This window comes from Ornithobacterium rhinotracheale DSM 15997, assembly GCF_000265465.1.
Lineage (GTDB): Bacteria > Bacteroidota > Bacteroidia > Flavobacteriales > Weeksellaceae > Ornithobacterium > Ornithobacterium rhinotracheale.
Map to the genome: position 1 here is coordinate 19,501 of NC_018016.1, position 12,810 is coordinate 32,310.

The window sequence follows — 12,810 nt, forward strand, 5'->3', positions numbered from 1 at the left end:
TGCACGAAAAATAAGGCGTTCAAACGCAAAAAAGGCAAAGAATTTAATCTTTGCCTTTGGGTTTATTTATTCAAGAAATCAAATCTTCTTTTTACTCTTTTGGAGTGTCTTTGCTCACTACTTCAACATCAAAAATCAAAGTAGAACCTGGAGCGATGTCTTCGCCAGCTTTTGAGTCGCCATAAGCTAATTCTGCTGGGATATAGAATTCGTATTTAGAACCTACTTTCATAAGTTGTAAACCTTCTACCCATCCAGGGATAAGGGCTCCGTCTTGCAAAAGGAAGTCGATACCTTCTGGTTGATTTTGCTCAGAACTATCAAACACTTTTCCGTCGATGGTTTTTCCTGTGTATTTGATTTTTACATGATCTCCAATTTTTACATTATCGCCAGAACCTTCGTTCAATACTTTATAAGCCAAGCCAGATTGCGTAGTTTTTACAGCTGGGTCTTTAGCCTTTTCCGCGATAAATTCTTTACCTTTCTCTTTGTTTTCTTTTGCTTCTTTAGCTTGCTCTAGTTGCATTTTTTTCTGCTGATTGTTGGCATAGCTATTCATCACGATTTCCACAGAATCTTTTTTGATTCTAGTTTCTTTCTTATTTAAATAATCGCTAAAACCTTTGATGATTTCATCTCGACTTAAACCATCTTTAAGCATTTCGTTTTCTAAAACACCATTGATTTGTTTTGCAATATTAATTCCGTATGCATAAGAACTCATTTTTTCTTCGTTGTTAAAGTAGTCTTTCACTCCTTTTTCAACTTCGCTGTAATTGATTGAGTCTTTGTTTGCAGGATTGTTTTTGAAGCCTTCTAATTGCTCTGCCAATGTCATACCAAAAGCATAAGACGCATCTAAACCTTCTTGACTAACTTCAGAATTTACTTTGCTGTCGTTATTTTTACAAGCAACAAACACTGCTGCTACAGATAGTGCTAAAAATATTTTTTTCATAAAAAATCGAATTATCCTGCAAGTTTACAAAACTTTAATGAATTTAGAAAGATAATTTTTGTTTTTGTTTAGGGTAAAGTACTGATTTTAGCCACGTTTTTTTCTTATTTTAAATCATAAAAAATTAGACTTTTAGTCATGAAAAAAAACTGAAAATCAACCTTAAAAATAGCCCGAATTAGTATTTTTGTATAATCTAAAAATCAAAATGTATGTGTAAAAAGTATCAAAATGTAACGGATTACCCGAATAATAACACCATTTTCTCTGTCTGGATGTTGAGAGAAAACACCGATTATGTTTCTGTGTTTAAGGATCTTTGTGCATTGGTCATTAATCTAAATAATACGGCTGCTGTGCGTTTTCCAAATGATCAAGCAAGTATAGTTTTGGGCATTGGCTACCAAGCGTGGAAAAAGCTAAATTTGCCCGAGCCTCTGCCTAAAGAGTTAAAAGATTTTGTAGAAATCAAGGGAGCGAAATATACGGCAGTTTCTACGCCAGGGGATTTGCATTTTCACATCAGAGCTAGAGAAAAAAGTTTGTGTTATGACATGGCAACCGAGATTGCTAAAGTGTTGAAACCTGTGGCAGATTGCACAGTAAATATCGAAGGGTTTAAATACTGGGACGGGCGTTCGATTCTTGGTTTTGTAGACGGAACCGAAAACCCAAGAGGAGAGGATCGTGTGCATTTTGGCGTTGTGGGAGAGGAGGATCCAATGTATGCGGGCGGAAGTTATCTTTTTGCACAAAAATACCTGCACAACATGTTTGCTTGGAACGATTTAAGCATCGAGGAACAAGAAAAAGTAATTGGGCGAAGCAAGCAAAATGATGTGGAAATGAGCGATGATGTAAAGCCAGACAACTCGCACATTGCCCTCACCAATATCGAAGATGAGAACGGAGAGGAGCTAAAAATCATTCGCGAAAATATGCCTTTTGGGAATCCCTCTACGCAAGAAGTGGGGACTTACTTTTTGGCTTATGCAAGTACATTTTCTACAACAGAGCATATGTTAAAGCACATGTTCATTGGCGAGCCAGAGGGAAATTATGATAGAATTTTAGATTTCAGTACGCCAGTTACGGGAACTTTGTTTTTTGTACCAAGTTTGGACATGCTGGAAGAATTTGCTGAATAATTCTTATTTTAACTTATTTAAAAAGCCCGTTCAAATCAAATTGAACGGGCTTTTTGTTTTTACACTAAGTTATTTTTTAATCTTTAATTTCATTGATTACTTCTTCCAAAACTTCTATTTGCTTTTTCAAATCATCGTTTGGATATTGCTGATAAGTTTTTTGTTTAAGCTCAAGTGCATTGTTTGCCATTGCACGCAAGAAAGGAATTGCCTCTTTTTGGTTCTCTTTCATAAATTTATAATAGTTGCTATATACTTTGGCAATCGCTTGGGTAGATGCCAAATCGTTGGTAGAGAGAATCCAATCAAAAGCCATTTGAGAAGCCTTAGCATACTCAGGTTTTATGTATGGCATGAGTGCGTAGAGAGCTGCCATTTCATTTAGCTCAGGAAAATAATTGATTTTATTTTCTTGTCGCCATTGAGGAATTAATTTCTCCAACAATCTCGGAGAGTTTACGGCTAATTTTATATCTAAATCTTCTGATAGATTGTCTAATTCCTCTGGTGCATTTTGACTTAAATAATCAATTGCAGCACCTTTCACTGCAAAAGATTCTGATTTTAAAGCATTTTTAAATAAATTCAAATACTTTTTGTCTTTGTCTATTTGAGCTAATTTCTTCAAAGCTTCGGCACGAACTAGCGTTTTTGGATCGCTTTCAGCAATTTTAGCCAGTGCTTCTTCCGCTTGCTCTTGCACCACAGAATCGGTAACATCAAGCGATTCTATGGCTAATTTTCTGATACCAGCAGACGGATCTTTCATTGCAGTAATTAATGTAGAAAGTGCATTTTTACTTATCAACTGATTGTATGCCAATTTTTTAATAGCTTGCATTCTCGACGGCAATTCATCTTTGCACAGTAAATATTGTTGAACATATAAATCCACAGGTTTCTCTTCATTAAACTCAACCACAATATCATTGATTCCATCTACCACCACCAATTGTGCTTTTCCTTGTGTGCTGAATTTAAAGGTGTTAAGCGGTTCTTTTTTTACCCAAACTTTATGGCGAGTTCTTTTGCCATTTTCGTAGACATCAATGGTGAGCGGGAACTCAAACAAAGGAGATTGTGTTTGTTTTAAATTAACAACCACTTCGTTAGGTTTATACTCAGTTACCACATTGATTTTTGGGTGCCCATGTCCAAAAAACCATTGGTTGAAAAACCAGTTTAAATCTTTTCCCGTAACATGTTCAAATGCCAATCGCAATTGCTGAGCTTCAGCTTTTTGATACTCGTGGTGGTTCAAGAAATATTTAATAGATTCAAAGAAAGCGTCGTCGCCTAAATAACTTCTGAGCATGTGCAGGATGTATCCGCCTTTGTTGTAAGTTACTCGGTCAAACATGTCGCCCACTTTTTTATAATCAAAGCGAACTAAATCTTTGTGAAAATTGTTCCCAGAAAAATAATCTTCTAAATCTTCTTCGCGCAGCTCATCGGCATAATCTTTTCCGTATTTATGCTCGCGCCATAGGTATTCGCTATAATTGGCAAATCCTTCGTTTACAGTAAGATTGGCAAAGCTTTCGCTCGTTACCAAATCTCCAAACCAGTGATGCGCCAATTCGTGTGCAATGACATCTTCCCAAACATTTTTATCTACTAGTTCACCATGTTTTTGCTGAGCCGTTTGCGAATGGCTCACCGCTGTGGTGTTTTCCATGGCACCTGTTACAAAATCACGCACCACCATTTGCGAATATTTATCCCAAGGATATTCATAGCCAAATTTCTCAGAGAAAAAAGTCAGCATTTCAGGGGTTTTTCCGAAAATTTCTTTGGCTACAGATTTATATTCAGGCTCCACATAATAATTTACAGGGCGTCCTTTCCATTGGTCTTCTACCACGGCAAAATCTCCCACACCGATGAAGAATAAGTAAGGTGCATGTTTTTGCGTTTGTCGCCAATTATCGGTGCGAGTTCCGTTGGCATTATCAATTTTAGAAGTAAGCGTTCCGTTTGATAGCGTTACGAAATTCTTGGGAACTGTAAGGCTAATTTCTTGCGTGGTCTTCTGGTTGGGCGAATCAATTGTAGGAAACCAGCCCGAATTGTCCATAGGCTCTCCCTGTGTCCAAGCTTGTGTTGGGATATAGGAGTTTTTGCCTTGTGGATTGATGAAATACAAACCTTTATCTTTAGAATAATACTTTTTATCTCGTCCAGGCACGCCCTCTGGATAAGCTGTGTACTGAATAAAGATTTTGTAAGTCTGATCTCGTGTATAAGTTTTATTTAATTTAATCTTTAATTTCTGCTGATTCAAATCGTAATCATACTGCAATGGCGTAGTGTTTCCATTATTGTTTACAAGCGAAATTTGATGAATCAACATATTTTTGGCGTCCAGCGTAAGCGAATCCGTAGGGTAGAAGTGAGGTTTTAGCGTAAGCCACTCCTTGCCATCAATCGATTGATTGTCGAAATTCAATTTTATATCTAATTTCGTATCAATCAAATTATTGATTTGCTCCTGCTCTGGTCTATAAATATCTTTTCCCGTATTTTGCGCATGTACATGAAGCCCAAGGCTTATGCATAGCAAACTGAAAACTGCTTTTTTCATAAGAAAACAAATATAGCGAAATTTAAAATCTTTTCGCAGACTTTTTGTGTGAAAAATTATTAAAAATAGGAGAGGGAATTTGTCGTAGAAAAACAAGAAGCACACAAGCATCGTGTAGCGGAAAAGTGGCAGAATTTAATATAGGTTTGTTTAGGTTTAGGTCGTAGATTTTGCCCAAATCCGCCCACGATACGGTGCATCTTTTAGTGTTCTTAAAAATATACTTGGTTTAGAAAATCACTAACACATTTTACGCAGATAAAATAAAAGTATAAGTTAAAGAACACATCATTGAAAAAAATATATAGGTTATGGTTTGTTTCTCTTTTTCGTTGATTCTAAATCCCCCGAGTGGATTCCCCTGCGGGGGATGTGAAATCAAAATTTAATTATTAGGCTTAGGTTAACTTTAAATAGGTTTTGTCTCTTCTTTTTTTTTTCGGTTTGTTTTTTAGGTATAAAAAAATCGCTACAATCTTTTAGGTTGCAGCGATTTTATAATTTATGTTATCTATTCTTTTATCCTTCAAATTTTAGCATAAATCTATCGCTGCACCATTTAGATGGCACATCATAATAGAAATCTTATGCATAAACTTGTTGTTCATAGGTTTGTCTTAATTGTTCAGCAAATGTATGAAATGTTTTCTAACTGACAAAATAATTAAGTGTAAAAAAACATGAAAATATTATATTTTACTTTTAATCAAGTGTTTGCGATAATTATTTTTTTATTTAAAAAATCATATTTAGAGGTATTTTCTAAAAAATATGCCGAAAATGGGATTTTTATATAGTCTAGTTTCAAGTGAGAAATGAAAAAAGGCTTCAATTATGATTGAAGCCTTTTGGTTTTAAGAAATATTATTTCTGATTATTCTTTAATCTCTGTTGTTCTTGTGCTTGTTTCATTGCTTGGTCAAGTTTTTCTTGCCATTTGCTTTTCTTGCGCTTTTTAGGATTTTGCTTATTACTTTGGATTTTTGCGTGGATTTTAGCATCGTCTATCATCACATTTTTGATGAATAAGACTAGTCCAATGTTAATCGCATTGGATACAAAATAGTACCAAGAAAGTCCTGATGCGTAGCTATTCAAGAAGAAGATGAACATGATAGGCATAATGTACATCATAAAACGCATATCTGGCATTCCTTCTTGTTTTGGTGTTTGCATCATGTTTCCAGAGAATTTGAAATAGATTACCATAGTTACCACATACATCAATGCAAATAAACTCACATGGTTTCCATAGAACGGAATATTGAATGGCAAGTGCATGATTGAATCGTATGCTGTTAAATCATCTGCCCACAAGAATCCTTTACCTCTAAGCTGAATAACATTTGGGAAAAAGTTGAATAAAGCATAGAAAATCGGAATTTGCAACAATGCTGGTAAACATCCTGCAAGTGGATTGACTCCAGCAGTTCGGTACAGATTCATCGTTTCTTGCTGGCGTTTCATTTGGTTTTCAGGACCTTTATATTTCTCGTTGATTGCTTCCATATCTGGTTTTAGTACACGCATCATTGCACTTTGCTTATACTGCTTGTACATGATTGGAGATGTAATCAATTTTACTACAATGGTAAGTAGTGCAATCACCCACCCATATTTCAAGCCCCAGCTTGCCATGAATTTAAAGGTAGGCAAAATAGCCCATTCGTTGATCCACCCGAAGATTCCCCAACCAAATGGAATAATGTGCTGGAAATCTTTTTTGTAAGTTTTTAATAAATCAAATTCTAAAGGTAAGAAGTACCAAGTGTAAGCTTGATTTAATTCACCATTGATGGCTAAATTAGTATCAAAATCGAATTTTTTAGAGTGTACAGTATCATCTTTTGGATCATCTGTAACATTTAATTTCACATTATCCCAAGCTACTTTTGGCTCTAGAATTGTAGAGAAAAATTGTTGCTTAAAGGCTACCCAATCCACCTTTTCATCATCGATAACTTTGTCTCCACGGGTGTAGGTTTCTTTGCTAAAGTTGTTTAAACTATAATGAAAATCAGTTACACGCTTTTCCCATGATTTACCTTTTTCTTGAGAAAGGGCATTCATGTTGATGGCTAGATTCGCTGTTTTGTCATTAGTCAAATTGCTTAAACCATTAGATCTGATCGAGAAATCTAAAGCGTAATCACCATTTAATGTATATACATATTGAATGGTAGCACCATTTTCTTGTGTGGTAAATGTAACGGTGCTCCCGTTTTGATTAGCGGTAAACATTCTTTTAGAAAGATCTAGCTTTCTACCTTGTTTATCGTTAAATTGTAGTGCTACATTGGTGTTTCCGCCATTTATTAAATAAAGTGGCTTGTCGTGTTTTCCAGTTTTGTCGTCGTATGCCTTATAATCCTTTAGCTCAACTCTTGTGATTTGTGCTCCTTTGTTAGAAATTTCAATTAAAACTTTGTCATTTTCTAATTTAAAAGTTTGTGGAGCAATAGAGGACTGTGCCACAGCAGGCTGCGTATTTGCAAAATCTGCTGTTTTTTCTTTATTCTGTTCAGCTTGTTGCTTTTCTTTTAAGGCTAATTCTTGTTTTTTCTTCTCAGCTTCAATTTGCTCAGGAGTAGGTTTGGTAAAAAACCAGTACCCGATAAGCAATAAAATCATCAGCCCAAAACCGATGAGCTGATTTTTGTCAAATTTACTTTCTTGCATTTATTAAAATGTTTATTTCTTATGATTTTTAAAGTTTAAACTTGCCTCCAAAAAGGCTTTGAATAATGGGTGTGGAGTTGCCACGGTACTTTTATATTCTGGGTGAAATTGTACCCCAATATAGAACGGATGATTTGGATATTCCACGGTTTCCACTAGCGAAGTATCTGGGTTCACACCACTAAGCACCAATCCTGCTTTTTCAAATTCATCATAATAATCATTATTGAACTCGTAGCGGTGACGATGACGCTCCTGAATGGTGTTATTTTTATAAATTTCTTTGATTTTGCTCCCCTCTTTCAAGTCACACTTCCAGTTTCCAAGACGCATAGTCCCGCCTTTGTAAGCCACATTTTTCTGCTCATCCATCAAACTGATGACAGGGTTTGGCGTAGCATGATTGGTCTCTGCACTTTCTGCATCTTTTAACCCTAAAACATTGCGGGCAAATTCAATGACCATCATTTGCATTCCTAGACAAATTCCTAATAGAGGCACATTGTTTTCTCTTGCGTATTTACATGCCAAGATTTTACCTTCCAATCCGCGATCTCCAAAGCCTGGAGCTACCAAAATACCATCTACATCGCCCAAAACTTCTTTTACATTTTGCTCAGTTAAGTCGCCAGAGTAAATCCATTTTACTTTTACTTTGGTTTGGATTCTGGCACCTGCGTGTACAAATGCTTCTGTGATTGATTTGTAAGAATCTTGCAAAGAAACATATTTACCCACGAGGGCAATTTCTACTTCGTGTTGTGGTTTTTTGTGATTATGTAAGAACTTCTCCCAGTCTTTTAAATCTGGTTCTTTTTCTGCAGGGAGGTTAAGCCCTTCAAGTGCTATTTTATCAAAACCTTGCTTATGGAGCATTAAAGGAACATCATAAATTGTTTTAGCATCGCGGCATTCTATCACGCTACCAAGTCTGATATTACAGAATTGAGCTAATTTTGATAAAGTTTCTTTTGGAATTTCGTGTTCTGTTCGACAGACAAGCATATCAGCTTGGATTCCACTTTCCATGAGAAAACGAACAGAGTGTTGAGTAGGTTTTGTTTTTAATTCACCACTTGCTGCAAGATATGGCACCAAGGTTAAATGAATCATCAACGAGTTATCTTTTCCTAAATCATAACGCAATTGGCGCACAGCTTCGATAAAAGGTAAAGATTCAATATCTCCCACCGTACCACCGATTTCTGTGATAATGATATCGTACTCGTTATTTCTACCAAGCAATTTGATTCTGCGTTTAATCTCATTGGTAATATGTGGAATAATCTGAACCGTTTTTCCTAAATAATCGCCGCGTCTTTCTTTTTCTATCACCGATTGATAAATGCGTCCTGTGGTAACATTATTAGCTTGGGTAGTAGGGTGGTTCAAGAACCTTTCATAATGCCCTAAGTCTAAATCTGTTTCGGCACCATCTTCGGTAACATAGCATTCTCCGTGCTCGTATGGATTAAGAGTTCCTGGATCGACATTGATGTATGGGTCTAGCTTTTGAATCGTAACTCGGTAGCCTCTCGCTTTGAGCAATAGCCCCAAACTCGCGGCAACAATTCCTTTCCCAAGTGAAGAAGTAACCCCTCCGGTTACAAAAATGTATTTAGTTTCTCTGTTTTCCATAAGACGAATTTTTTGCAATCAAAGTGCAAAAATAAGTCATATTTATGGGCTTACAAAAGTATTTTTTTGATTTCTGAATTAAAGAAAGCTAAAAACGGAAAGTTATAGGGATAAAAAAAGGCAAGCTTACTACATCACACCGCTACGACTATTTACCCTTGCTACGTTCCCGTCCTGGGGGAGTTCAATAGGAGCTGGTTGTGTAGGACTTGCCTTAGGACTGCAAATATACAAATATATTTTTAAAACAAAATAAAATTATCAAGAAAAATTAGCCCAAATTACTTATCTTCCTGATACCAATCGGGTTTAGGTAAATCATTTTCGTAAATATATTTTGCAATAGCTTCTACATCTTCGCGATTGAAACCATTATTAGGCATCAAACCATATTTTTTTACCGCTTCTTTCATTTTTGCAGCTTCTTGTGTAGGCTGGTGTGTGAAATCTACAAATTCTTTCACAAATTGCTCTTCTGAAACACCTGGTTGCAAATACACTTTTTTAATTTCATATAAAGTAGGTGCTGCACGATTTGCCTCTGGAGCCGTAGGGTGGTGGCATACATAGCATTGAGTTTTCATGTATTTTCCCCCAGGAGATTCTGGCGTAGTGGCTACAACAGATTCGCTACTTTCAGATGACTGAGGTGTTTCTTTTTTGGAACAAGAAACAATACTTAAACCTACAAAAATGAGTGGAGTTATTTTTTTGAACATAAATTAAAAGTTTTCAGATTAAAATATTAAAAAAACGGCTTGAAACATTCAAGCCGTTTAAAAACTATATGAAAAACAAGTATTAGTTATACATTTCTTCGGCTTCTTTCAGAAGATTCTTAGATGTATCTTTAGCCTCTTTTCTTAGATGATCTAGTTCCTCTTTAGCCTGTTCTAGTTTTTGATTCACATTTTCTTTTAAATCTTTAGCTAAAACCTCTGCCTCTTTTTTGACAGAATCTATTTTATCTTTAAGTTGTTTTTTCTGTTCTGGAGTCATTTTGTATTTATAGTATGCAAATCCTCCGATACCTACTAATGCTAATAATGCGGTTAACTTTTTCATAATTCTTGTTTTTAATTACTAATTATGCTTTCTTTAAATGAAAATTTTATGCCAAATCATTTAGATTTCCGATTTATTTTTTCGATTATTTAAATATTGGCGGAAATTCATTAGGTTTAGCTTCGCTCATTAATTGGTAAACGCCTTCTACAATATCATCGAGCGATGGTTTAGAGAAATAATCTCCATCTGTGGCATATGCAGGACGGTGCTCTTTGGCAGTAATGGTGAGTGGCTTGCTATCTAATTGATAATATCCATTATTCTGTTCCAAAACTTGTTGTAAAATGTATGCCGACGCACCACCTGGTACATCTTCGTCCACCACGACTAAGCGATTGGTTTTAGCCAAACTTTCATTTACTTGTTTTGAAATATCAAACGGGATTAATGACTGAACATCTATCACCTCAGCATCAATGCCCAGTGCCGTCAATTCTTTGGCGGCTTCGGTTACGATTCTCCAAGTAGAACCATAGGTTAAGATAGTAACATCTTTTCCTTCTTTGGTGATTTCTACCTCCCCGATTGGTGTTTTGAACTCGCCTAAGTTGTTTGGCATAGGTTCTTTTAATCGGTAGCCGTTTAAGCTTTCTACGATAAAGGCTGGTGTTTTAACTTCCATTAAACTATTGTAGAATCCCGCAGCTTGGGTAAGGTTTCTCGGTACCAAGAAATACATACCTTTAATTAAATTTAAAATTCCTCCCATGGGCGAGCCTGCGTGCCAAATTCCTTCTAGGCGGTGCCCGCGTGTTCTCACGATCACGGGAGCCACTTGGCGTGCATTGGAGCGGTAGCATAGTGTAGCTAAATCATCGCTCATGCCTTGCAAGCAATATAGCACATAATCTAAATACTGAATTTCGGCAATTGGGCGAAGTCCACGCATGGCAAGACCAATTCCTTGTCCCAAAATAGTGGCTTCTCTAATTCCTGTATCGCTCACTCGGTCGATTCCGAATTTTTCTTGTAATCCCTCGAGCCCTTGGTTCACATCTCCAATTTTCCCTGAATCTTCTCCAAAGGCTAAAACTTTCGGATTTTTTTCAAATATTTTTTCGAAATTATCTCGCAAAACAATTCGCCCATCTACCTCTTCTGGATTTTCATCATAAGTGGGTTTCACGGCTTTTGGCAAATCCTTGAAATCCTCAAAATACAATCGGGTAGAGTAGTGTTCATACTCTTCTGCCATAGCTTTTTGATACCATTGGCTCAGAGCCTCACGAGCTGGATAGTTCTCTTTCGCTGTTAGGCGTAGAACTTTTCGCACGGTGTAGAACACGCTTCTCTTATAAGTAGAAAGTTGATTGTTTAAATCATCTAATTCTTTTTTCAAGAAAGCGGCATTGCTTGATTGTGCAATGTTTTGTTCAATCAAGGCTACTGCTTCATCTTTTAATTTTTGAATGATTGCTGTATAGTCTGCCCAAGCTTTTTTCTGTGCTTGGCGAGCATCGGTTTTAGCTTTTTTGTCTAATTCCTGAATTTCTTCTTCGGTAGCGATTTTTAAAACAGTGCCATTTTGTTCGCCCTCAAACGAGAGAATGAATTGTTTTAATTTTTCGATATTATCGTTTTCTTTCTCCCATTGCAATCTTTCTGGCGATTTGTATCGCTCGTGCGAACCCGAGGTGGAGTGTCCTTGTGGCTGTGTACAATTTCTTACATGCACCACCACAGGCGTGTATTCCTCTCTTGCAATTTTTTCTGCTTTTTGGTAGCTTTCAAGCATGTGGGCATAGTCGGTGGCAGAGGTAGTGATGATTTCAATGCCTCGCTCATCGGCAGTTTTTCTAAAACCTTCAAGCATTTCGCTTAAATTAGATTTAGTACGCTGAAATTCTGCATTCACAGAGATTCCATACTCATCGTCCCAAATCGAAAGCACCACAGGCACTTGCATAACCCCAATGGCGTTGATGCATTCCCAGAAATGCCCTTCGGAGGTGCTGGCATCGCCAATGGTTCCAAAAGCGATTTCGCGCCCGTTGATAGAGAATTGCTGATCGGGATCGGCACTTGGTACATTTTTATAATATTTAGATGCTTGTCCTAGTCCCACCAAGCGAGGCATTTGTCCTGCGGTGGGAGAAATATCCGAAACCGAATTTTTTTGTTCGCTCAAGCGATTCCATTCTCCTTGCTTGTTTAGGGAATGTGTTGCAAAGTGCGAAGTCATTTGGCGACCTGCAGAAGCGGGCTCTAGCTCTTCGTCGGTTGTGGCGTAGAGTTGAGCAAAAATATTTTCTGGCGTGGTTTCGCCTATGGCAAGCATTAAAGTCTGATCACGATAATAGCCCGAACGGAAATCTCCTTTTTTAAACACTTTGGACAAAGCGATTTGTGGAACTTCTTTTCCGCCACCAAATATTCCAAATTTGGCTTTTCCCGTAAGCACTTCTTTTCGTCCTAAAAGACTAATTTCTCGGCTCAAGCGTGCGGTGTAATAATCGTTTAAAATTTCGTTTTTAAAAGTTTCAAAGGAAATTTCTTGGCTTAAAATATTATCGTTTTCTTGCATAATTGTACACTTTATGTCTTTACAAATCTACAAAAGAAATATGGTAAATAAAAGTGATTTTTTTAAAATTGTGGGTTTTTCAGCTTGAATTTTATTGGATTGATGATTTTTTGATTTTAGTGAAAAAAATATTTAGGTATAAAAAAAGTTCAAATCGGCAATAGGTGCTGCCGATTTGAACTTTTTAAAAAATGCGATTTTGGGTGTT

8 protein-coding genes and 1 other RNA gene are annotated in these 12,810 nt (G+C 36.6%); 1 reads left to right on the forward strand and 8 read right to left on the reverse strand.

Annotated features, from left to right (window positions below; all coding sequences use genetic code 11):
• Positions 1 to 91: 91 nt before the first annotated feature.
• Positions 92 to 961: an FKBP-type peptidyl-prolyl cis-trans isomerase gene (locus ORNRH_RS00110; RefSeq protein WP_014789883.1), complete on the reverse strand. Its 870-nt coding sequence runs from the start codon at positions 959 to 961 to the stop codon at positions 92 to 94.
• Between the two features lie 212 nt (positions 962 to 1,173).
• On the opposite strand from ORNRH_RS00110, the gene ORNRH_RS00115 reads away from it, so the two are divergent.
• Positions 1,174 to 2,109 (forward strand): Dyp-type peroxidase, encoded by a 936-nt coding sequence (locus ORNRH_RS00115; protein ID WP_014789884.1) that lies wholly within the window; start codon positions 1,174 to 1,176, stop codon positions 2,107 to 2,109.
• Between the two features lie 76 nt (positions 2,110 to 2,185).
• Here the strand turns inward: ORNRH_RS00115 and ORNRH_RS00120 are convergent, their stop codons facing one another.
• The 7 genes from ORNRH_RS00120 to ORNRH_RS00145 form a co-directional block, all read right to left on the reverse strand.
• Positions 2,186 to 4,693 (reverse strand): M1 family aminopeptidase, encoded by a 2,508-nt coding sequence (locus tag ORNRH_RS00120; protein ID WP_014789885.1) that lies wholly within the window; start codon positions 4,691 to 4,693, stop codon positions 2,186 to 2,188.
• Between the two features lie 864 nt (positions 4,694 to 5,557).
• Complete coding sequence (gene yidC / locus ORNRH_RS00125; RefSeq protein WP_014789887.1) at positions 5,558 to 7,372, reverse strand: membrane protein insertase YidC; 1,815 nt, start codon at positions 7,370 to 7,372, stop codon at positions 5,558 to 5,560.
• Between the two features lie 12 nt (positions 7,373 to 7,384).
• On the reverse strand, positions 7,385 to 9,010 hold the full coding sequence (locus ORNRH_RS00130; RefSeq protein ID WP_014789888.1) for a CTP synthase: 1,626 nt from the start codon (positions 9,008 to 9,010) through the stop codon (positions 7,385 to 7,387).
• A 115-nt stretch (positions 9,011 to 9,125) separates the two neighbouring features.
• An RNA gene (gene ffs, locus ORNRH_RS11770) (signal recognition particle sRNA small type) lies at positions 9,126 to 9,225 on the reverse strand.
• Between the two features lie 66 nt (positions 9,226 to 9,291).
• Positions 9,292 to 9,729 carry a c-type cytochrome gene (locus ORNRH_RS00135; protein ID WP_014789889.1) on the reverse strand — a complete coding sequence of 146 codons (438 nt, stop codon included), beginning with the start codon at positions 9,727 to 9,729 and terminating at the stop codon, positions 9,292 to 9,294.
• 82 nt (positions 9,730 to 9,811) lie between these two features.
• Positions 9,812 to 10,075: a hypothetical protein gene (locus ORNRH_RS00140; RefSeq protein ID WP_014789890.1), complete on the reverse strand. Its 264-nt coding sequence runs from the start codon at positions 10,073 to 10,075 to the stop codon at positions 9,812 to 9,814.
• 85 nt (positions 10,076 to 10,160) lie between these two features.
• Positions 10,161 to 12,602 carry an alpha-ketoacid dehydrogenase subunit alpha/beta gene (locus ORNRH_RS00145; RefSeq protein WP_014789891.1) on the reverse strand — a complete coding sequence of 814 codons (2,442 nt, stop codon included), beginning with the start codon at positions 12,600 to 12,602 and terminating at the stop codon, positions 10,161 to 10,163.
• Positions 12,603 to 12,810 lie beyond the last annotated feature (208 nt).